The following is a 21429-nucleotide window of genomic DNA, read 5'->3' as shown; positions in this document are numbered from 1 at the left end:
TTTATGCTTCTGCTGTAATGTTACTGGTGGCTTGAATGTCTACTTGGTCATAGCCGAGTAGTTCTACTAGCTCTTGTATTAACTGTTGCTCAACGCTCTCTAATTCACTTGGTCCGCCTAACTGGCTTACCTGCGCCATTTCCATACCTTGGTAACCACATGGGTTAATGCGTAGGAACGGAGACAGATCCATATCGACGTTGAGTGCAAGCCCATGAAATGAGCAGCCGCGTCGAATTCGTAATCCGAGTGAACAGATTTTCTTGCCATCGACATAGACACCAGGTGCGTCAGGTCGGGCAGTTGAATTTATATTGTAAGCTTTCAGAGTGTTGATTACGAGGTTCTCAATATGAGTCACCAAATCACGTACTCCGAATTTTTTGCGGCGGATGTTAATCAAAAAGTAAGCGACTAACTGACCTGGGCCGTGATAAGTCACTTGGCCACCGCGATCGCTTTGAATGACAGGGATATCACCAGCATTTAATACATGCTCGGCTTTGCCTGCTTGTCCTTGAGTGAAGACAGGGTTGTGTTCAACCAACCAAACTTGGTCTACGTCTTCTTCTGTGCGTTCGTCTGTGAACTTATGCATGGCTTTCCATACAGGTTCGTAATCCTGACGGCCTAATTTTTTTACGATTAGCTTATTTTGCAAAGCAGCACTCCCCCAAGGATTAATAAAGTGAACGCATTATAAACGCGAAACATGATTCTAACTACAGACGGACTGCAAGGTTTTTCAACTTTCTTTGTATTTATTGAAAATTAAGTTGAATGATTTTGAGTCCAATAGGGTGCTTCAAACAAAAACAGCGGCAATAAGCCGCTGTTTTCCATGCGTAATCGTCGATTACAGAACCATACGAACGATTTCGATATCGCCCAGCTCTTTGTATAGCGTTTCTACTTGTTCAATAGAAGTCGCTGTAATATTGATTGAAACAGAGTGGTAGTTGCCTTTCGCACTCGGTTTTAGTGTTGGGCTGTAGTCACCAGGAGCATGACGCTGGATCACTTCTAGCACTAGCTCTGTAAGCTCTGGCTTAGCGTAGCCCATTACTTTGTAAGTGAATGAACAAGGGAACTCTAAGAGGTCTTTTAGTTTTGCATCAGAATTGATGTTCATGATTAGCTCCAAAAGGCTAGACTCTCGCAAATTGGCGAAATGTCGATAAAAAGCGTGTTCGGTCAACAGACACGAGTAATAAGGCGGAATACTACGTGTAAATATCATCGAACTCAAGATCAACAAAAGCCGCACATGGCGGCTTTTGGTTCGTTAATGCGTAAATAAGTAATTTACTCATTAGGTTAGCTATACAAGAACTTTATGTATTGCTAGAACAAACGTTTGACTCGTTTAGAATAAACCTTTGAATAGCAGTACTAGGTAATCCCATAGACGGCTAAATAGGCTGCCTTGGTCTACATCTTCAAGTGCAAGTAGCGGGTATTCAGCAACGTCTTCACCATCAACTTGGTAGAATAGTTTACCTACAACATCGCCTTTGCTAATCGGTGCTTCCAGTTCTTTTTCAAGAACGAAGCTAGCTTTTAGGTTCTTCGCTTGGCCACGAGGTAGAGTCACGAAAGTATCTTCGTCGACACCTAGAGCAACTGTGTCCTTACTACCCATCCAGATTTTTTCTTCAACGAATGTTTCGCCAGCAGTATGTGGTGCCACTGTTTCGAAGAAACGGAAACCGTAGCTCAGTAGCTTTTTGCTTTCTGTTTTACGAGCGTTCGCATTCTTCGTGCCCATCACAACCGCAACAAGACGCATTTTGCCTTCTGTTGCTGAGCTTACTAGGCTGTAACCTGCGTTGCTCGTGTGGCCAGTTTTAATGCCATCAACGTTCATGCTCTTATCCCATAACAGACCGTTACGGTTGTACTGGGTGATGCCGTTGTAAGTGAATTTTTTCTGTGAGTAGATACGGTACTCATCAGGAACGTCACGAATCAGTGCCTGACCAAGTAAAGCCATATCATAAGGCGTTGAGTATAGGTTTGGATTGTCTAGACCGTGCACGTTAGCGAAGTGCGTGTCTTTCATGCCAATAGAGCTTGCCCAAGCGTTCATTAGGTCAACGAATGCGTCTTCAGAGCCAGCAATATGCTCAGCCATTGCAACACAAGCATCGTTACCTGATTGAATGATGATGCCACGGTTCAGTTCTTCAACTTTAACCGTTGTACCTACTTCAACGAACATCTTAGATGAGTCTGGGAAGTTTTTAGCCCAAGCGTTTTCGCTAATGACAACGTCGTCGTTTAAGTTGATGTTACCACGGTCAAGCTCTTGGCCAATCACGTAGCTCGTCATCATCTTGGTTAAACTTGCTGGAGAAAGCTGAGTGTTCATTTCTTTCTCTGCTAGTACTTTGCCTGAATGGTAATCCATCAGAACAAAACCTTTAGCGGCGATTTGAGGTGCATCAGGTACAACAATAGGAGCGGCGAATGACGATGTAGCTATCGTTGCAGAAAGAGCAACAGAAGTAGCAAAAATCGATTTAACAAGTTTATTAGATTTAATCATTTTGAATGCAATTATTTGGTGAACTATTCATATATTAACAGAATCACTCTGTCACACCAGAGCGCTGATTACCAGAAGTAACTGTTAGATTAATTAGCGAGTTAGCGTGTGCTTTTTTATATAAGCTGACGGGTAACCCATCAGCTTAACTTGTTCTAATTTCTCTTGAGTCAGAGCATAGTCATGAAATGGCCCAAGCATCAGACGGTAGTTGTCGTCATTTGGCTGCAAGAACGTTGCTACAGCTAGCTTTTCGCCTAGATCTTTGGCTAACTTCTCGGTTCTATCTTCATGTGGCGATGTGGCTACCTGAATAATAAATTGCGGCAAAGCAGCCTTTTTATTCGCGTCTGTTGGCATAGCCACAGTGATGACTTCTATCTCAACATTTGCTGTGCCTGTTCTCAAGACATCGAGCTTGTAAGCTGCCGCATAACTAAGGTCAATGATTCGGCCTTCATGGAATGGGCCTCGGTCATTGATACGAACAATCGTCGTTTTGTTGTTATCGGTATTTGTCACTTTTACATAGCTTGGAATGGGCAATGTTTTGTGCGCTGCCGACATCGAATACATGTCGTAGATCTCGCCATTTGAGGTTAAATGGCCATGGAACTTTTTACCATACCAAGAGGCTTTTCCCTTCTCGGTAAACCCTTCGGTTTTTTTTACGATTTTGTAGTCTTCACCACGCAGAGTGTAGTTAGTGTTACCACCTAAGCTGTAAGGTTCATACTGCGGATGAGCGTCTTCTAAGTGCTCGACTGAGATTGGCACATCTGGCGCAATATCAGAATCAATGTCGTAACGGCCTTTTTGCTCTTGGGAAGAGCAGCCGTTAATCAAAACCGCCAAGCCGACGATAGACAACATTTTTTTGATTGGCAGCTCATTGACCAAAGATGTTGTTAGGGGGAATGCTTTAATAGACATCAATTAGGTTGCCTTTGAGAATGCTTTTCTGTGTGTATGGATCGACATTAAAATACCAAATCCAGCCATGAGAGTAACCATTGAGGTGCCGCCGTAGCTGACTAGCGGAAGAGGGACCCCAACTACAGGTAGGATGCCACTTACCATGCCAATGTTTACAAAAATATAAACGAAGAAGCTCAGTACAATACTGCCAGCCATCATTCGGCCAAATGCCGTTTGTGCTTGGCTCGCCAGAAATAAACCACGTCCAATAATGAATAGGTAGATAGCGAGCAAAAACAAAATACCGATCATGCCCCATTCTTCGGCAATTACCGCAAAAATGAAGTCGGTGTGTCGCTCCGGAATAAACTCCAGTTGAGATTGCGTGCCTTGTAACCAACCTTTTCCGGACACCCCACCAGAACCTATCGCAATTTTACTCTGAATGATGTGGTAGCCCGCACCTAATGGATCTGATTCAGGATCAAAAAGGGTTCTTACACGTACTTTCTGATATTCACGCATCAAGAAGAACCACAGGATCGGGATGAACCCACCCAGTGCGATCGCTGCACTCATAATTATTTTCCAGCTGATCCCAGCAAGGAAGATAACGAAGATACCAGAGGCCGCAATCAGGATTGACGTTCCTAGATCGGGCTGTTTAGCGATGAGAATCGTGGGTACAAACACCATCACCAACGAGATCGCAAGGGTTTGGAAAGTCGGTGGTAGTGAACGCTTACCAATAAACCTTGCCAACATTAAAGGAACCGCAAGCTTTAGTAGCTCTGAGGGTTGGAATCGAACAAATCCGAAGTTCAGCCAACGTTGTGCACCTTTAGAGGCTTCACCAAAGAACAGCACTCCAAGTAGCAAAATAACACCGCCTGCAAATAGCAAGGGAGCTAAGCTCTCATAAGTGCGTGGTGAGAGTTGAGCCAAGAAGATCATCACACCCAAAGACAGAGCCATACGCATCGCTTGGCGATCCATCATCGCAAGGCTTTGGCCGCTTGCGCTGTACATGATCAATAAGGCAAAGCCCATTAAAACCAGAATGCCGAGCAATAGCGGCAGATCGATATGTAGCCGTTCGAATAAGGCTCTATTTCGTCCAGTTGAAGGATCAAGTTTCATTATTTTATTGCCTTACTTTCATAATCTTCTGCAAGGATAATATGGTCTAAAATCCTTCTTACTACTGGGCCACCATTAGATGAACCACCACCTGCATTTTCTAAAACAATGGTGACCACTGCTTCAGGGTTTTCAAAAGGAGCGTAACCAGTAAAGAGGGCGTGATCGCGTAAATGCTCGGCAATCTCGTCTGCGTTGTACTCTTCATCTTCCTTCAGGCCGAATACCTGTGCGGTACCAGATTTACCGGCAGAGATGTAAGACATTTTCTGGAATGAGCGTCTTGCTGTGCCTTTTTTGCCGTGGTTTACCAGTTTCATGCCTTCTTGGGCAATATCCCAATATTTCTGTTTTACACCCGTTACTGGTGGATAGGTCTCGATTTCCGAAAGAACTTGTTCATCGAATGGACGACCGTTCTCTATGGTTGAGCGCAATAGGTGAGGTGCTGTTACTTCACCCTCATTAACCAATACCGATGTCGCTTTCGCTATCTGCATTGGTGTCGCTGTCCAGTAACCTTGTCCAATACCAACGGGAATGGTGTCACCTTGATACCAAGGCACACGATGTCGCGCCATTTTCCACTCACGGGTTGGCATGTTGGCTTTACTTTCTTCGTAGATATCAATACCGGTGTAATCACCGAAACCGAACATCATCATCCATTTAGATAAGCGGTCGATGCCCAGATCAAAGGATATTTGGTAGAAGAAGGTATCAACAGACTCTTCAATTGCTTTGACGATATCAACTTTACCGTGTCCCCAGCGAAGCCAGTCACGAAACGGTTTGGTTTTTGAATTGGGTATTTTCCAATAACCCGGATCATTTCGTGTCGTGTTCGGTGTAATGACACCTTCTTGCAATGCTGCAACAGCAATGAAAGGTTTGATGGTTGAAGCTGGTGGGTATATACCTAAAGTCGCTCGGTTAACCAAAGGTCGGTTTTTATCCTGTAATAGAGCATTGTAACCCTTAGATGAAATACCGTGTACGAAGGCGTTCGGGTCATAGCTTGGGCTTGATACCATCGCTAATACACCATTGTCTTTTGGATCGAGAACGACAGCTGAGCCTCTGCGTCCGTCGAGCAATTTGTGTACGTACGTCTGCAGTTTGATATCGAGATTGAGCACGATATCTTTACCCGGTACTGAAGGGACAAATTTGAGTGTGCGAATTACGCGTCCGCGGCTGTTGACTTCAACTTCTTGATAGCCAGCAGTTCCGTGCAACATGTCTTCGTAATAGCGTTCAATACCGAGCTTTCCAATGTCACGAGTGGCTTGGTAGTTGGCGTCTTTTTCTTCTCGAACTAGGCGTTGCATGTCGCGATCGTTGATTCGCGAGACATAGCCAATTACGTGGGTGAGAACATCACCATAAGGATAGAAACGTTTTAAAGTTCCGGTGACTTCTACGCCTGGAAATTTATGTTGGTTAACTGAGAAAACAGCCACTTGCTCTTCAGTGAGCTGGTTAAGAATCGGTACCGACTTAAAGCGTCGTGAATTACGACGGTCACGATTAAAGCGCTCGATACGTTCAGGAGGAATCTCAATTAAGGTTTGCAAACGGATGAGCGTGTCATCCATATCTTTAATTTTTTCTGGGATGATCTCGAGGTTGAAAACCGGGCGGTTTTCCGCAAGGAGTACTCCGTTTCGATCGTAAATCAGACCGCGATTGGGCGCGATAGGCACAACCTTTATTCGGTTGTCATTCGATCGAGTTTTATAGTCCTGATATTGGTTGACCTGAATGTTATACAGGTTAACAACCAACATAGTCATCATGACTATGATCCCTATAAACGCAACAAAAGCACGGCTAGTGAATAGTCGTGCTTCTGCTTTGTAGTCACGGATTTGGCTACGTTTACGTAACATTAACGCTTATTCTCGGTGGTACGGGTGGTTAGCAGTGATGCTCCAAGCTCGATACAAGCTTTCAGCCATGATAACGCGTACTAATGGATGAGGTAAGGTCAGTGCTGACAAAGACCAGCTTTGATCCGCGGCTGCTTTACATGCAGGGGCTAATCCTTCAGGCCCTCCAATGAGGATGGACACATCGCGTCCATCCAACTTCCAACTTTCTAATTGCTCAGCAAGCTGTGGTGTATCCCATTTTTTACCTGGGATATCGAGCGTGACAATACGGTTGCCTTTTGGAACCGCTGCCAACATCGCTTCACCTTCTTTTTGAAGAATACGTGCAATATCGGCATTTTTGCCACGTTTACCTGCAGTGATCTCAATGAGCTCTAATGGCATGTCGTGAGGGAAGCGACGGCGATACTCTTGAAAGCCTTCTTCTACCCACTTTGGCATTTTAGTGCCAACAGCAATCAGTTGGATTTTCAACGCTTAGCTCCAAAGCTTTTCTAGTTGATATAGCTCACGATGCTCTTCTTGCATAACGTGCAGCATGCTCGTACCCATATCTAGGACAACCCATTCGCCTTCTTTTTGTCCGTCCATACCTAGCGGTTGTAGACCTACTTTTCTTACTTCATCTGCGACATGTTGTGCAATAGAGGCAACGTGGCGCTTAGAAGTGCCAGTACAAACAATCATGAAATCAGTCACACTTGATTTGCCTTCTACATCGATAGTTACAATCGATTCTGCTTTCATGTCGTCGGCTTTGTCTGCAAGAAAGTCTTTTAGTTCTTCACGTAACACTGGGTGTTCCTTTAATCTGAATTTAGCTTTGTTTAGGGTATTTTGACCCTAGAATATAACACGCTTTTATGCGTGAAACGGTATAGAAGCGGAAGGGATACAAAACTCTACGCTTAACTGATGAATTAGTGGCCAAGGCGACTGTTCATATTGGGTTTTTGTCATCAATTCAGCTTGAGTGAGCAACGCAAACAGGGAGTGTAATCGAGAAATCGAAACTCTTGTTAGCGCTGCGTTATAAAGAGGTTTCTTAGATTGCCATATACGGTGCTTGTCAAAAACCTGCCCGATTGGCATCTGTTTCATTTGTTGCTGCATTTGTAATAGCAGAGCAAGCTCACGTTGTATGCTACGCAGCAAGATGACGGGTTCGACACCTTCGGCTTCTAACTGACGCAGAATTCTTTGTGCACGGTTACCTTTGCCAGCCAATAACGCATCACTCCAATGGAATGGCGTAAAGTGGTTATGTCGGCTCAGTGACTCTTCAAGTCGGACTAATGTGAGTTTTCCATCAGGATACTGAAGAGCGAGCTTTTCAAGGCTTTGAGTTAGGGCGAAGAGGTTGCCTTCGTGCCATTGAGCCAGCATTTGAATCGCTTCTGGATCAGGTAATAGGCCAACCTGACGACAACGCGCTTGGACAAACTGAGGCAAGCGGCTGACATCAGGAGTTAAACAGCTTACCCAATGCCCTTGATTCGAGAGTGCTTTGAACCATTTTGCATTCTCTTGGGCTTTCGTCAGCTTAGTGCCAACCAATATCAATAAAATATCGTTGTGAATATGCTCAGAAATCGCGAGTAACTCTTTCGCAATCGCAGCGTTAACCCCAGACTCAGGCAGCTCAAGTTCGATGATCTGGCGACTTGAAAATAGGCTTAATGCTTGAGTGCAGTCATAGACTTGATTCCAGTCGAGGCTATTATCAATCGCAAAACGGTGACGCTCTTCGAAGCCTTGCTCTTTGGCTGTTTTTTGAATCGCTTCTCGGCTTTCTTGTAGCAGCAAAGGCTCATTACCAAAAATTAGGTAAACGTTGCTTAACTGCTTAGCAAGTTGTTCAGATAAACGATCGGCAAAAATACGCATCGAATAAACCTATTGCTCAACCGTTACGCTAGGCTCAGCATCAGGTGCTGTACTGGCGTCGATCTCAACGTCGTCAATTTCGATGTTCTTGATGTTGTACTGCTTTTCTAGCTCTTTTACTTGAACGTTTTCCAGAGCTTGTAGATCCATGCTACCTGCTGCAATGTTCGCTTTCAATCGAGCCATCTGACGAAGGATCTGGCTTGTCGCAAGCTTACGCATTTCATCTTCAATCATGTCACGTTCAACCGATTTTGCGAGTGCTGTGAGCGGGTTATCAAGGTAACTACGAGTCACGCTGGTTGAGAATGTTTTTGAACCTAGATCGGGGATGGTTACTCGATATGAAGAACGGAACGTCAGCTCTTTTTCTGCTGCACGAGTGTTTTGGTATAGAGACAGCGTTCGCTCACCTACACTCTCACTAATAATGTGCAAGTTAGGTGTGTTCTCAGCTGGTGGCACAATTTCTACATCATTCATACGCAGCTGGCCTTTCATCATACGTGTGAACGTACTGTATTGGTCGTAACTGGTCACAGAGATCTTGTTGAGTTCTTCTGGTACGGAGTAATCACCACGTAGGTGGAAACCACAGGCACTTAGCAGGCTAACGGTTAAAACAACAATAGTAACTTTCAATGAAGATAGTGAAATCAGGCGCATTATTTGATGGCTCTCATGAAGGTAGAATACTTATTTAAAGGCTTTAGAGCTTTCGAATCGTAGGACTCTGAGTCTAAAGCACTTAAATAAGTAGACAGGGCAATGTTGCACCCTGTCTAGAGACTACTGAAAACAAAATAAGTTCGTTTCAGCAGTTATATGTGCAGACTAAAACTAGTTCGCTTTAATATGCAACTAGTTCGTTAGCCAGTGTTAGTTAACTAATATTAGTTAGCTACGATGTTCAGAAGCTTGCCAGGTACGAAGATAACTTTACGAATAGTTAAGCCATCTAGGAACTTCTTAGCGTTCTCATCGTTTAGACCAAGCTCACGAACTTGCTCTTCTGTTGCGTCAGCTGCAACCGTTAGCTTCGCACGTAGCTTACCGTTGATCATCACAACGATAGTCTTCTCGTCTTCAACTAGCGCTTTCTCATCGAAAGTTGGCCATGTTGCTGAGTCAACGTTTGATTCACCTAGTGCAATCCACATTTCGTAAGAGATGTGGGGAGTCATTGGGTAAAGCATGCGAACCACTGCTTTTAGCGCTTCATCAAGAATTGCACGATCTTGTACAGACTCTTGAGGTGCTTTCGCTAGCTTGTTCATCAGTTCCATGATCGCAGCGATGGCAGTGTTGAATGTTTGGCGACGGCCGATATCGTCCGTTACTTTCGCGATAGTTTTGTGGATATCACGACGAAGTGCTTTCTGATCACCAGACAGCGCAGAAGCGTCAACAGATTCAGCCGCACCTTTAGCAGAGTGAGCGTGAACCAGTTTCCAAACACGCTTAAGGAAGCGGTTTGCGCCTTCAACGCCAGACTCTTGCCACTCAAGCGTCATATCTGCAGGCGATGCAAACATCATGAATAGACGTACGGTATCAGCGCCGTACTTGTCTACCATCTCTTGTGGGTCGATACCGTTGTTCTTAGACTTAGACATTTTGATCATGCCTGAGTGCTCAACGTCGCGGCCTTGGTTGTCGATTGCTTTTTCAATGCGACCTTTCGCGTCTCGGTCGATCGTCACGTCAGTTGGAGCAATCCATTCCTTCGTGCCTTTCTCGTTCGTGTGGTAGAACGCGTCAGCCAGAACCATGCCTTGACATAGAAGCTGTTTGAACGGTTCATCAGATGTCACGTAACCCGCATCACGAAGAAGCTTGTGGAAGAAACGAGAGTAAAGCAGGTGCATACATGCGTGCTCGATACCACCAACGTATTGGTCAACTGGCAACCAGTAGTTTGCTTTCTCTGGATCTAGAATGTCGTCAGCTTGTGGTGAACAGTAACGTGCGTAGTACCATGAAGATTCCATGAACGTATCGAACGTATCAGTTTCACGTAGCGCTGGTTCGCCATTGAATGTTGTTTCAGCCCAAGACTTATCCGCCTTGATTGGGCTAGTTACGCCATCCATTACCACGTCTTCTGGAAGAATAACGGGTAGTTGGTCTGCTGGTACTGGGTGAACTTCACCATCTTCAGTGGTTACCATTGGGATTGGAGCACCCCAGTAACGCTGACGAGACACACCCCAGTCACGTAGACGGAAGTTTACAGTCTTCTTACCTTTGCCTTCAGCTTCAAGCTTTGCAGCGATTGCATCGAATGCTTCTTGGAACGCAAGACCATCGAATTCACCAGAATCGAACAGTACACCTTTCTCAGTGTAAGCCGCTTCAGACACATCTAGCTCAGAACCATCTTCTGGCTTGATTACTGGGATGATATCGATGCCGTACTTAGTCGCGAATTCGTAGTCACGTTGATCGTGAGCCGGAACCGCCATTACAGCACCTGTGCCGTAATCCATAAGAACGAAGTTAGCTACGTAAACAGGAACAACGCGACCGTTAAGAGGGTGGATAGCCGTTAGGCCAGTATCCATACCTTTCTTTTCCATCGTCGCGAGTTCAGCTTCAGCCACTTTGGTGTTGCGACATTCTTCAACGAATGCTGCAAGCTCAGGGTTGTTCTGTGATGCTTTCTCTGCAAGAGGGTGACCCGCAGCGATACCAACATAAGAAACACCCATTAGCGTGTCTGGACGAGTTGTATAAACTTCTAGTGGCGCTTCTTCACCGTTAACAGCGAAAGATAGCTCAACACCTTCAGAGCGACCGATCCAGTTACGCTGCATGGTCTTAACCATTTCAGGCCAACCTTCAAGGTTGTCTAGATCATCTAGTAGCTCTTGAGCGTACTCAGTGATCTTAATGAACCACTGAGGGATCTTCTTTTGTTCTACTGGAGTATCACAACGCCAGCAGCAACCGTCTTCTACTTGCTCGTTCGCTAGTACAGTTTGGTCGTTTGGACACCAGTTAACAGAAGAAGTCTTCTTGTAAACTAGGCCTTGTTCGTAGAGTTTTGTGAAGAACTCTTGTTCCCAACGGTAGTACTCAGGTGTACATGTTGCGAATTCACGTTTCCAGTCGTAACCAAAGCCCAAAAGTTTAAGCTGGTTTTTCATGTATTCGATGTTTTCGTAAGTCCACGGAGCAGGCGCTGTGTTGTTTTTTACAGCTGCGTTTTCTGCAGGTAGGCCGAATGCATCCCAACCGATTGGCTGCATTACGTTTTTGCCTTGTAGACGTTGGAAACGAGATACCACATCACCGATGGTGTAGTTACGCACGTGACCCATATGCAGTCGGCCACTTGGGTACGGGAACATAGAAAGACAGTAGAATTTTTCTTTATTTGGGTCTTCACTTACAACGAAAGTCTCGCTGTCATCCCAGTGTTGTTGAACCTTTTGTTCAATCTCTTGCGGGTTATATTGTTCTTGCATCGATGGTATCCGGTTATCTTGGAATTTGTGAGTTCGGTTAGAACAGAATCTTACAGATCGTCATAGAATACCTAAAGGAGCTTAGTACAACAATAGTTATACCCTTCATACTTGCAGTTGCAGCATGGTTGATTGCGTAAATTCAACCGAATTACTTACGACAGCTATACTTAAGGGTATGAATTGCATTTGTTTGTTAGGAACTGGTCGCTTAACGGCAGGCCCGTTCACTAAGATAAAGCTTGGTCATCTTAAGGAGGTCGTTATGCCGAAGAAAAAAGCACTCTATGAAGAAGTCGTCGAAGAGGTGATAGAAACGCTGAAGCATAGTCCTGAAGAGCTCAACAACAAAATAGAAACGTCAGGTAAATATGCGAAAGCAGCCAATGACATGACCAAAGACGAATTGTCATTGATTTCGGCCTATGTGAAGTCGGACTTAAAAGAGTTCTCCGAAAGCTATGAGGAGAGTAAAGGTGGTCCATTTTATTTGATGATCACAGATTCTATTTGGCAAGGGCTGTTGGATATCACTGATCGTACTAAGGTGGAATGGGTTGAACTGTTTCAAGACTTAGAACATCAAGGCTTGTATCAAGCGGATGAGGTTATTGGGCTCGGAACACTCGTTTGTGATGAGTGTGGGCATCAAACCGAATATAACCACCCAACGACGATTATTCCGTGTATTAAATGTGGTTCGACAGGGTTTAGCCGTAAAGCGCTTAAGCCATAAGTTCCTGAACCATATTAAACCGTAGCAATAAAAAAGGGTTGACTGAATTAGCCAACCCTCAACAACTTTACCTCGAACCTAGTCTTTTCTTCTCATAAACCAGCCCGCCACCAAACTCAGCAATGCCCAGATATACAGTGGCCACGTACCGACCACGTGATAAGGGGTTTGACCATCCGTTGAAATGAGTTCAGCTTTCAATACTGCCGTTTCAAACTGCGGTATTTGTTTGATGATCTTGCCTTTGTGATCCGTTACTGCCGTTACACCATTGTTGGTAGAGCGAATTAGTGGCTTCCCAAGCTCCAGAGCACGCATCTGTGCGATTTCCATATGTTGCAATGGCCCAATCGAACGGCCGAACCACGCATCATTAGAGAGCGTTAGAATAAAGTCAGTTTCATCTGTTACGTTTTGTCTAACTTGATCATTAAAGATGATCTCATAACACAACGCAGGCGCTAGATGACGACCATTTGCCACGATGTTTGGTTGAACAAAGTCGCCACGGCTGAATGATGACATTGGCAAGTTAAAGAACGGTGCTAATGGGCGCAAGATATCTTCAAATGGAACAAACTCACCAAACGGTAACAGGTGATGCTTATGGTAGCGTTCGTCTGGATCGTAGCTGTACTCACCATATGGATTCACACCAAGTGAAAGAACACTGTTGTAGTACTTCTTATCTTCAGATTGATTCAGCACGCCAGTAATGATTGAGCTGTTGTTCATCTTCGCTGCGCTATCTAAGTTGCGTAGGAAAGATGGAATCTCAACTTCGAATGCTGGAATAGCCGCTTCAGGCCAGATGATGATATCGGCGTCCCAGTTTTCTCTGCTTAGGTCTGTGTACTTCATCATGGTTGGCCAGCGATGGCTAGGTAGCCATTTGCTGTCTTGATCGACGTTGCCTTGAATCAATACCACTGACGTTGTTTTCTGAGGGTTTGGCGTTACCCAATCGACATTGCGAAGACCAAAACCCGTGCTAAATACAACAGCAGGAATGACAGCGACACTCCATGCTTTGTTGATGATCGTATAAGCGAGTGCAGAAGCCGACACAATAATCGCTAGCGTCACAAGCTCGACACCACCAATCGGTGCGAATGAACCTAGTGGAGAGTCGATTTGGCTGTAACCTAGCCATAACCACGGGAAGCCAGTCATTACCCAACCGCGTAGCCAATCACAGATTAACCATAGTGCAGGGGCAGCAAGAAAAAATCGGCTTAGGTTATTGCTTGGAAAGAATTTGTTTAAACTCCAAGTAAATAGACCGGAGTAGATCGCAAGATAACCAACAAGCAATGCCATTAAGAATAAATTGGCAGCCAGAGGCATTCCGCCAAAGCCATCAATACTGACGTATACCCAACTAATACCAGTCGTGAATTGACCTAAGCCCCATGCGTAACCAATCCAAAGCGCACTTTTAGGAGAGCGATTGTTGATCAGTAACAGCAATAACGCTGGGCTGAGAATAGCAAGAGGCCATATTGAATACGGAGCGAATGAAAGGGTTGTTATAGCGCCAACAAAAACGGCCGCAAGCGGCCGTAATAGGCGATGATTAAATAGTTTAGTCATCTAATTTCTGTCATCTCTTTAGAGAGAAGTTGTTATTCTTCGATAGTTGGAAGAGGTTGTTCGTCAGGTATCGTTACCTGCAACTGAATCACACGACGGTTATCAGCTGATGTCACTTTGAAATGGTAGTTTTCGATTTCTACAATTTCGCCACGAACCGGTAAGTGACCTAATGCTGTCATTACCATGCCGCCGACTGTATCCACTTCGTCATCACTGAAAGAGGTCTCAAACGTATCGTTGAAATCTTCAATAGTGGTTAAAGCTTTAACAGCGAAGGTATGCTTACTCAGCTTACGAATATCTACTTCTTCTTCATCGTCGAATTCGTCTTCAATTTCACCAACGATTTCTTCGAGGATATCTTCAATGGTTACCAGGCCAGAAACACCGCCAAACTCATCGACAACGATAGACATGTGGTAACGCTCTTCTTGGAATTCCTTGAGCAGGCGATCAACTCGCTTACTTTCAGGAACAACCACGACAGGGCGAATCACTTGTTCGATATCAAATGGGGCACTTTCTGAACCCAAATACTTAAGTAGGTCCTTCGCTAATAGAATGCCTTCAACATGGTCTTTATCTTCACTGATCACTGGGTAGCGAGAGTGTTGAGCATCAGTAATAAGCGCAATCAACGTATCTAAATCGTCGGTGCGTTCAACTGTAACCATTTGAGAGCGAGGCAGCATGATATCGCGTACTCGCATCTCTGAAATTTCCATAACACCTTCGAGCATGTCGCGGGTGTCGTGGTCAATTAGGTCATTAATTTCAGAACCGCGGATTACATCCACAAGTTCTTGGCGATCTTTAACTTCGCCTTGAAATATTTGGCCTAGACGTTCAAAGAAGGACTTTCTACTCGGACCTTCAGATTTTTTACTTCCCTCAGAAGTGGGGGGGTTACCTTCGTTCATGATTTCTCAAAAAATAACGCTATCAGAAGTGTGATAGCACACATTAAAACTCAGATTCCTGTGAAAATAACAGGTTCGATGAGTTCTTGTTTCTCTGCAATCTACGTTACCAGAGTCAATTTACTTTTCTAGAATGTAAGGGTCTTCAAAGCCCATAGTTTGCATAATTTCTGTCTCGAGTGACTCCATCTCTTCAGCTTCATCATCTTCGATATGATCATAACCTAGCAGATGCAGACTGCCATGTACAACCATATGAGCCCAGTGTGCTAGCAGAGGCTTATTTTGCTCTTCTGCTTCTTTTTCGACAACTTGGCGGCAGATAATAAGGTCACCCAGTAGATCTAATTCCATTCCTGGTGGCGCTTCAAATGGAAAAGACAGCACGTTAGTTGGCTTATCTTTTCCACGATAGTCATGGTTGAGCTGGTGGCTCTCTTCTGTATCAACAATACGAACGGTGAGCTCGGCATTCTCTTGAAACTGAGGAATTGTCTTATCCAACCAAAGCTGAATATCTTGTTCGGTTGGAAGATCTTGCTCATTTTCGACCGCTATTTGCAGGTCTAGTTCAATAGACATCTATTTATCACCTTGTTCTGCAATTACAGAGCTATTTTGTGTTGCTAATTGTGTCGTAACGGCTTGTTGAGCCTCAAGAAGCTTAGCTTCGCGCTCTTCACGCTTACGTTGTTCAAACTCTTTACGCTCTTTCTGGTCTTTTGCTTCCCACTTCTCGTACGCGTTGACGATACGAGCAACCACAGGGTGACGAACTACGTCTTCAGACATGAAGAAGTTAAAGCTAATGTCATCAACGTCACTGAGCACTTCAGTCGCGTGGCGTAGGCCTGATTTCGCACCACGAGGTAAATCGATTTGAGTGATATCACCTGTGATAACAGCGCGAGAGTTAAAACCGATACGGGTTAAGAACATTTTCATCTGCTCTACCGTAGTGTTTTGGCTCTCATCTAGAATGATAAATGCATCATTCAGTGTACGACCACGCATGTAAGCCAGAGGAGCAACTTCAATCACGTTACGCTCAATCAGTTTCTCAACACGCTCAAAACCAAGCATCTCAAAGAGCGCATCGTAAAGTGGACGTAAATATGGATCGACTTTCTGGCTTAAATCGCCCGGAAGGAAACCTAGCTTCTCACCCGCTTCAACGGCAGGGCGAGTCAGTAGGATTCGGCGAACTTCTTGGCGTTCAAGAGCATCTACCGCTGCCGCTACTGCTAAGTACGTTTTACCTGTACCAGCAGGGCCAATACCAAAGGTGATGTCATGAGTGACCATGTTCATCAAGTATTGAGCTTGGTTGGGTGTACGTGGCTTGATGACACCTTTTTTAGTCTTAATGGTCACTTCTTTGCCGTAGTCGATTTCAGACTCGACATGTTGCTCCAAAATGCCTGACTCAGTGACTGCGAGGTGAACCTGTTCAGGTTCAATATCGGACACGTTGCCTTTGGCCGGAGCCGTTTCTACATAGAGGTGCTTGATGATATCTAGAGCGGCCGCTGTGGTGTGAGGCTTGCCTACTATGGTGAAGAAGTTACTACGGTAATTAATTTCAACGCCAAGACGGCGTTCAAGGTGTTTGATATTGTCGTCGAATGGACCACATAAGCTTGCCAAACGTAGGTTGTCGGCAGGTTCTAGGTTGATCTCTAAAGTAACGATTTTATTGCTCAAATTAGCCTCTCATTTTGTGCCACTCACTCTTAAATAAAAAAAAGAGCAAGAAGCCCGATATAGACCGGGCTTCTGATGGTGATTCCCTATTTCTAAGATGGTCACTTAGTTAGGTAATTTCAAGCTTTTCGTTTGAGCTTTGTTCTCAAACGTTATCTGACTAAGGCGTAAATGTCGCTACACCTAGCTCATCTTCGCGTTTTGTTTTTTCCATCATTTCTGCTGGAGTCATTGCCACGCGTAGGCCCATGTCTTTTTCTGTACGAACCAGTTCACCACGAAGTGAGTTGGTGTAAACCTCAGTAATCTTAACGTCTACGAATTGACCGATAAGATCAGCAGAACCTTCAAAGTTCACAACACGACTATTTTCAGTACGGCCACGAAGCTCCATTAGGTTCTTTCTTGAAGGACCTTCTACAAGAATACGTTGCTCTGTACCTAACATTAGGCGAGAGAAGCGCATAGCTTGAGTGTTCACCGTTTGTTGTAGCTCGTATAGACGATCTTTCTTCTCTTGTGCTGGCACATCACATGGGTAATCTGCAGCTGGTGTACCTGGACGAGGAGAGAAAACAAAGCTGAAGCTCATATCGAAATCAACTTCTTTGATCAGTTTCATCGTATCTTGGAAGTCTTGCTTAGACTCACCAGGGAAACCAACGATAAAGTCAGAGCTGATTTGAATATCAGGGCGAGCTTTACGCAGTTTACGGATGATAGATTTGTATTCGATTGCCGTATGTGGACGCTTCATCATTGTAAGAATGCGGTCACTACCACTTTGTACTGGTAAGTGAAGGAAGCTCACAAGCTCAGGTGTGTCTTTGTAAACTTCAATAATGTCGTCGCCGAACTCAAGCGGGTGGCTTGTTGTGAAACGAATACGGTCGATACCATCAATAGACGCAACTAGGCGAAGTAGTTCTGCAAACGTGCAGATGTCGCCTTCGTGAGTTGGGCCACGGAATGCGTTTACGTTTTGGCCAAGTAGGTTTACTTCACGTACACCTTGTTCTGCAAGTTGCGCAACTTCGTAAAGTACATCATCCATTGGACGACTAACTTCTTCACCACGAGTATATGGCACAACACAGTAAGTACAGTACTTAGAACAACCTTCCATGATAGAAACGTACGCCGTTGCGCCGTCTGCTTTTGGCTCTGGAAGGTTATCGAATTTCTCGATCTCAGGGAATGAGATGTCCATTACAGGTTTTTCGTTAGACAGAGATGATTTAATCATTTCTGGCAGACGGTGTAATGTTTGAGGGCCAAAGATTACGTCAACGTAAGGTGCGCGTTGACGGATATGGTCGCCTTCTTGAGTTGCTACACAGCCGCCCACACCGATCACCACACCTTCTTTTTTATCTTTAAGCGTTTTCCAACGACCAAGCTGGTGGAATACTTTTTCTTGCGCTTTTTCGCGAATAGAACAAGTATTCAGGAGTAGTACGTCTGCTTCCTCAGGTACTTCAGTTAGCTCATAGCCATTTGCAGCGTTAAGCAGGTCAGCCATTTTTGATGAATCGTATTCATTCATCTGACAGCCCCAAGTTTTAATTAGCAGTTTCTTACTCATTTTTTGTTCGCTCGATCGTTAGTTTAATTTAAGGGAGCAAATCGCCCAGTATTCATCTGCAAGTGCCGTTTGTCATATTAACGCATTCAGCTTTTATGACCGGCTCTGGCAGCAAGCCGCGTATTGTACTGGTTTCAAAACCGACTGACTAGTAGTCTGATAAAATCTCTTCGGTAGTGGTTTTTATTATTGTTAACGCTAGGTACAGCAAGGGGTAACCCTTCTTTCGAATAAGGTTTTTGGTTACAAGTTAGTTGTGAAAACGTACAATCGAAAACAGTCAAAGAATCAAAATGATAAGTACAAAATATGAACAGTTACGACATTGTAGTAGTGGGTGGTGGCATGGTTGGTGCTGCGACTGCAATCGGCTTTGCTCAACAAGGACTGAATGTTGCCGTGATCGAAGGCTTTGCTCCAAAAGTTTATGATGACTCACAAGCGATGGATATTCGTGTATCAGCAATTTCTCAGGCTTCAGTTGATTTGCTTGAAGAGCTGGGTGCATGGCAAAGCATCGCTGCAATGCGTGTTTGTTCTTACAAGCGTTTGGAAACCTGGGAGCACCCAGAGTGTCGTACTCGTTTTGATGCCGCATCTCTTGATTTACCTCGTTTAGGTTACATTGTTGAGAATCGATTAATCCAATTGGGTTTATGGGCTCAGTTTGAAGCATACGATAATTTAACGATCTTATGCCCAGAGAAATTAGACTCGATTGAGTTTGGCGAAACCAATATCGTTAAGCTCCAATCAGGAGGTGAGTTATCAGCTAATTGGGTGATTGGTGCTGATGGTGCAAATTCAGCCGTTCGTCAGCAAGCTGGAATTGGCATTACAGCTTGGGATTACCGACAGCACTGCATGCTTATCAATGTAGAAACAGAACTTCCTCAGCAAGATATTACTTGGCAACATTTTTTACCGAGTGGACCCCGTTCATTCCTTCCATTGTGTTCGCTAATGTCTGAAGGTAAAGAGGTAGGGCAGGGTTCTTTGGTGTGGTATGACTCGCCTTCTCGTATTAAGCAACTTTCTGCGATGAGCCCAGAAAAATTACGTAATGAAGTTATTTCTAGCTTCCCTGCAGAATTAGGTGATGTAAAAGTGTTGAACTCGGGCTCATTTCCTCTGACTCGACGTCATGCTCAATCATACTCGAAGAATAATTGTATTCTTGTCGGGGACTCTGCACATACGATTAACCCTCTAGCAGGGCAGGGTGTTAACTTGGGCTTTAAAGATGTGGCAGCACTATTGGATACCACCAAAGAGAAAGGTGAATTGAATCAATCTGTGGCGAGACGCTATGAAGTGATCAGAAGAGGTGACAATCTAATGATGCAAAGTGGCATGGACTTTTTCTACAAAACGTTCAGTAATGATATTGGCCCGCTCAAGTTTGTGCGTAATGCTGCACTAAAGCTAGCAGAAAACTCAGGGCCGATTAAATCACAGGTGCTTAAATACGCTTTAGGGTTGTGATTGGTTAGTCCAAATTATCGAGTTATAAAAAGAAGGAGAGCAGAGGCTCTCCTTTTTTGATTTCGTGATAGTTCTTAGTTCTTAGTTCTTAGTTCTTAGTTCTTAGTACTATTGTGTTACACACACAGGTGCATCAATGGCTAAAGAGCATCCAGTATAGGTGAGGGATCCATTTTCAATATCTCGTTTGAATGATGTGAGGTTGTTGGAATGCTGGTTTGCGGCGATAAGCCATTGCCCGTCATTAGTGATATGAAAGTCGCGAGGGAACTTACCTTCAACATCGTAACTATCCATAAAAATGAGCTTTTGAGTGACGGAGTCTATTCTAAAACAACTGATTCTGGATTGATGTCGGCAAGACACATAAAGGAATTGCTCATCTGGCGATAGCTTAATTGCAGCCGCTGCTTCTCCTTTTTCCAAATTAGGAAGTGCATCAACTTCTTCCACAATATTCCACACCCCTAAAGACTTTTCCAAAATCAATATCGTTTCAGAGAGCTCACATACGACATAGGCTCTATCTTCAGATTGATTAAAGGTCAGGTGACGAGGTCCATTCCCTGCACGCACTTTGATAGATTGCATTGGTTCATCAAGGAACTCTTCTTGCTCTTCGTCAAAGCAATAGAAGTTGATTCGATCGGCTCCGAGATCGACGGTGACAAACTGCGGAGAGTTCTTCAGGAAAAGGCTTTGATGAGCATGTGGGCCAGTTTGTCTTTCTGCATCAGGTCCAGAACCAACCATTTTGAGTGTTTTGAGCCGTTTATCGATATTGCCATTGATACTTAAACTAAAGATATCGAATGTCCCTGATGAATATTGCGATGTAATAGCAAACTTATTGTGGGGATCTATAGCGATATGACAAGGGTGATCTCCCGAAATTGGCCCAGTATTTGACGCTATTGTTGAATCAGCATTCGGTATATGAATCAGCTGTGGTTGTATCTTTTGGTCAACTTCAGAAGCCGTGTAGATCCCTAGCTTTGTCGTGGTGACAAACGAGGGGTTAGTGCAGGCCGCTATAAGCTCTAAAGGCAACAGCGTTCCCGTTTCTAGATCTAACTGAGTTTCATATACACCTTGGCTATTACTTGGAGAATCTGTGTAGCAACCGATCGTTAAAGGGAGGGTTTTCATAGGCAGTCATACTCAGTTAGGAAATGGAGCAGACATTGTCTAATAAAATCGCAGTAAAAGTGAGGTTATAGAAGAGAATACTTGGTGACTTGGCTTACAGATTTACATATTCCAGATAAAACAAAACCCAGCTAAAAAGCTGGGTTTTATTCAATGATGGTGCGGTCGGAGAGACTTGAACTCTCACACCTCTCGGCGCCAGAACCTAAATCTGGTGCGTCTACCAATTCCGCCACGACCGCAGCAAATCTTTATAGTTATATCGACATTGGTGATTCAATATAACGTTGTTTGTTCTTTTTCTTTCATAAGAAAGAATGGTGGCTACTGCGGGATTCGAACCTGCGACCCCATCATTATGAGTGATGTGCTCTAACCAACTGAGCTAAGTAGCCA

General features: G+C 44.3%; 19 protein-coding genes and 2 tRNA genes. 2 read left to right on the top strand and 19 right to left on the bottom strand.

The window, feature by feature from the left end; translation table 11 throughout:
* Nucleotide 1: 1 nt before the first annotated feature.
* The 11 genes from lipB to leuS all read right to left on the bottom strand — a co-directional run bounded on the left by lipB (nucleotide 2) and on the right by leuS (nucleotide 11858).
* Complete coding sequence (gene lipB, locus OW495_RS16370) at nucleotides 2–661, bottom strand: lipoyl(octanoyl) transferase LipB (protein ID WP_076668146.1); 660 nt, start codon at nucleotides 659–661, stop codon at nucleotides 2–4.
* 195 nt (nucleotides 662–856) lie between these two features.
* On the bottom strand, nucleotides 857–1135 hold the full coding sequence (ybeD, locus tag OW495_RS16365; RefSeq protein ID WP_029223455.1) for a DUF493 family protein YbeD: 279 nt from the start codon (nucleotides 1133–1135) through the stop codon (nucleotides 857–859).
* A 231-nt stretch (nucleotides 1136–1366) separates the two neighbouring features.
* Complete coding sequence (locus tag OW495_RS16360; RefSeq protein ID WP_017062336.1) at nucleotides 1367–2548, bottom strand: serine hydrolase; 1182 nt, start codon at nucleotides 2546–2548, stop codon at nucleotides 1367–1369.
* Nucleotides 2549–2641: 93 nt separating this feature from the next.
* Nucleotides 2642–3481: a septal ring lytic transglycosylase RlpA family protein gene (locus OW495_RS16355; RefSeq protein WP_029223454.1), complete on the bottom strand. Its 840-nt coding sequence runs from the start codon at nucleotides 3479–3481 to the stop codon at nucleotides 2642–2644.
* 3 nt (nucleotides 3482–3484) lie between these two features.
* Complete coding sequence (gene rodA, locus OW495_RS16350; protein ID WP_065104958.1) at nucleotides 3485–4606, bottom strand: rod shape-determining protein RodA; 1122 nt, start codon at nucleotides 4604–4606, stop codon at nucleotides 3485–3487.
* Nucleotides 4606–6498 (bottom strand): penicillin-binding protein 2, encoded by a 1893-nt coding sequence (gene mrdA / locus OW495_RS16345; RefSeq protein WP_017110192.1) that lies wholly within the window; start codon nucleotides 6496–6498, stop codon nucleotides 4606–4608. Before mrdA ends, rodA begins: the two co-directional genes overlap by 1 nt.
* Before the next feature lie 6 nt (nucleotides 6499–6504).
* Entirely contained in the window at nucleotides 6505–6975 is a 471-nt protein-coding gene (gene rlmH / locus OW495_RS16340; protein ID WP_065104956.1) for a 23S rRNA (pseudouridine(1915)-N(3))-methyltransferase RlmH, read from the bottom strand.
* Between the two features lie 3 nt (nucleotides 6976–6978).
* Entirely contained in the window at nucleotides 6979–7296 is a 318-nt protein-coding gene (rsfS, locus tag OW495_RS16335; protein WP_017104431.1) for a ribosome silencing factor, read from the bottom strand.
* A 66-nt stretch (nucleotides 7297–7362) separates the two neighbouring features.
* Entirely contained in the window at nucleotides 7363–8388 is a 1026-nt protein-coding gene (gene holA, locus OW495_RS16330; RefSeq protein WP_017104430.1) for a DNA polymerase III subunit delta, read from the bottom strand.
* A 9-nt stretch (nucleotides 8389–8397) separates the two neighbouring features.
* A complete protein-coding gene (gene lptE / locus OW495_RS16325; RefSeq protein ID WP_102326995.1) occupies nucleotides 8398–9054 on the bottom strand; it encodes an LPS assembly lipoprotein LptE in 657 nt (218 codons plus the stop codon).
* A 227-nt stretch (nucleotides 9055–9281) separates the two neighbouring features.
* Complete coding sequence (gene leuS, locus OW495_RS16320) at nucleotides 9282–11858, bottom strand: leucine--tRNA ligase (RefSeq protein WP_139684618.1); 2577 nt, start codon at nucleotides 11856–11858, stop codon at nucleotides 9282–9284.
* Nucleotides 11859–12123: 265 nt separating this feature from the next.
* On the opposite strand from leuS, the gene OW495_RS16315 reads away from it, so the two are divergent.
* A complete protein-coding gene (locus OW495_RS16315) occupies nucleotides 12124–12594 on the top strand; it encodes a zinc ribbon-containing protein (protein WP_017104427.1) in 471 nt (156 codons plus the stop codon).
* 78 nt (nucleotides 12595–12672) lie between these two features.
* Here the strand turns inward: OW495_RS16315 and lnt are convergent, their stop codons facing one another.
* The 5 genes from lnt to miaB all read right to left on the bottom strand — a co-directional run bounded on the left by lnt (nucleotide 12673) and on the right by miaB (nucleotide 18399).
* A complete protein-coding gene (gene lnt / locus OW495_RS16310; RefSeq protein ID WP_102514095.1) occupies nucleotides 12673–14187 on the bottom strand; it encodes an apolipoprotein N-acyltransferase in 1515 nt (504 codons plus the stop codon).
* Nucleotides 14188–14219: 32 nt separating this feature from the next.
* Entirely contained in the window at nucleotides 14220–15110 is an 891-nt protein-coding gene (gene corC / locus OW495_RS16305; protein ID WP_017104425.1) for a CNNM family magnesium/cobalt transport protein CorC, read from the bottom strand.
* 120 nt (nucleotides 15111–15230) lie between these two features.
* Nucleotides 15231–15692: an rRNA maturation RNase YbeY gene (gene ybeY, locus OW495_RS16300; protein ID WP_102514094.1), complete on the bottom strand. Its 462-nt coding sequence runs from the start codon at nucleotides 15690–15692 to the stop codon at nucleotides 15231–15233.
* Nucleotides 15693–16814 carry a PhoH family protein gene (locus tag OW495_RS16295; protein ID WP_102514093.1) on the bottom strand — a complete coding sequence of 374 codons (1122 nt, stop codon included), beginning with the start codon at nucleotides 16812–16814 and terminating at the stop codon, nucleotides 15693–15695.
* Nucleotides 16815–16974: 160 nt separating this feature from the next.
* A complete protein-coding gene (miaB, locus tag OW495_RS16290; RefSeq protein WP_017104422.1) occupies nucleotides 16975–18399 on the bottom strand; it encodes a tRNA (N6-isopentenyl adenosine(37)-C2)-methylthiotransferase MiaB in 1425 nt (474 codons plus the stop codon).
* 309 nt (nucleotides 18400–18708) lie between these two features.
* On the opposite strand from miaB, the gene OW495_RS16285 reads away from it, so the two are divergent.
* Nucleotides 18709–19884 (top strand): 2-octaprenyl-3-methyl-6-methoxy-1,4-benzoquinol hydroxylase, encoded by a 1176-nt coding sequence (locus OW495_RS16285; RefSeq protein ID WP_102514092.1) that lies wholly within the window; start codon nucleotides 18709–18711, stop codon nucleotides 19882–19884.
* 108 nt (nucleotides 19885–19992) lie between these two features.
* Here the strand turns inward: OW495_RS16285 and OW495_RS16280 are convergent, their stop codons facing one another.
* The 3 genes from OW495_RS16280 to OW495_RS16270 form a co-directional block, all read right to left on the bottom strand.
* Nucleotides 19993–21033, bottom strand: coding sequence for a lactonase family protein (locus OW495_RS16280; protein WP_102514091.1), 1041 nt, complete (start codon nucleotides 21031–21033; stop codon nucleotides 19993–19995).
* Between the two features lie 157 nt (nucleotides 21034–21190).
* A tRNA-Leu gene (locus OW495_RS16275) sits at nucleotides 21191–21275 on the bottom strand.
* Between the two features lie 76 nt (nucleotides 21276–21351).
* Nucleotides 21352–21428 (bottom strand) — tRNA-Met (locus OW495_RS16270).
* Nucleotide 21429 lies beyond the last annotated feature (1 nt).

It is taken from the genome of Vibrio sp. 14N.309.X.WAT.E.F5, assembly GCF_030397615.1.
Classification (GTDB): domain Bacteria; phylum Pseudomonadota; class Gammaproteobacteria; order Enterobacterales; family Vibrionaceae; genus Vibrio; species Vibrio lentus.
The sequence above is the reverse complement of the archived record's forward strand: the minus strand, read 5'-3'. Positions and strand labels throughout refer to the sequence as shown.

What these genes read in the sequence shown, in the direction of transcription:
- holA (WP_017104430.1), bottom strand. Translation starts at nt 8,388, where the DNA reads ATGCGTATTTTTGCCGATCGTTTATCTGAACAACTTGCTAAGCAGTTA.
- OW495_RS16280 (WP_102514091.1), bottom strand. Translation starts at nt 21,033, where the DNA reads ATGAAAACCCTCCCTTTAACGATCGGTTGCTACACAGATTCTCCAAGT.
- rodA (WP_065104958.1), bottom strand. Translation starts at nt 4,606, where the DNA reads ATGAAACTTGATCCTTCAACTGGACGAAATAGAGCCTTATTCGAACGG.
- leuS (WP_139684618.1), bottom strand. Translation starts at nt 11,858, where the DNA reads ATGCAAGAACAATATAACCCGCAAGAGATTGAACAAAAGGTTCAACAA.
- OW495_RS16315 (WP_017104427.1), top strand. Translation starts at nt 12,124, where the DNA reads ATGCCGAAGAAAAAAGCACTCTATGAAGAAGTCGTCGAAGAGGTGATA.
- OW495_RS16360 (WP_017062336.1), bottom strand. Translation starts at nt 2,548, where the DNA reads ATGATTAAATCTAATAAACTTGTTAAATCGATTTTTGCTACTTCTGTT.
- mrdA (WP_017110192.1), bottom strand. Translation starts at nt 6,498, where the DNA reads ATGTTACGTAAACGTAGCCAAATCCGTGACTACAAAGCAGAAGCACGA.
- OW495_RS16285 (WP_102514092.1), top strand. Translation starts at nt 18,709, where the DNA reads ATGAACAGTTACGACATTGTAGTAGTGGGTGGTGGCATGGTTGGTGCT.
- miaB (WP_017104422.1), bottom strand. Translation starts at nt 18,399, where the DNA reads ATGAGTAAGAAACTGCTAATTAAAACTTGGGGCTGTCAGATGAATGAA.
- lptE (WP_102326995.1), bottom strand. Translation starts at nt 9,054, where the DNA reads ATGCGCCTGATTTCACTATCTTCATTGAAAGTTACTATTGTTGTTTTA.
- lnt (WP_102514095.1), bottom strand. Translation starts at nt 14,187, where the DNA reads ATGACTAAACTATTTAATCATCGCCTATTACGGCCGCTTGCGGCCGTT.
- corC (WP_017104425.1), bottom strand. Translation starts at nt 15,110, where the DNA reads ATGAACGAAGGTAACCCCCCCACTTCTGAGGGAAGTAAAAAATCTGAA.
- ybeY (WP_102514094.1), bottom strand. Translation starts at nt 15,692, where the DNA reads ATGTCTATTGAACTAGACCTGCAAATAGCGGTCGAAAATGAGCAAGAT.
- OW495_RS16355 (WP_029223454.1), bottom strand. Translation starts at nt 3,481, where the DNA reads ATGTCTATTAAAGCATTCCCCCTAACAACATCTTTGGTCAATGAGCTG.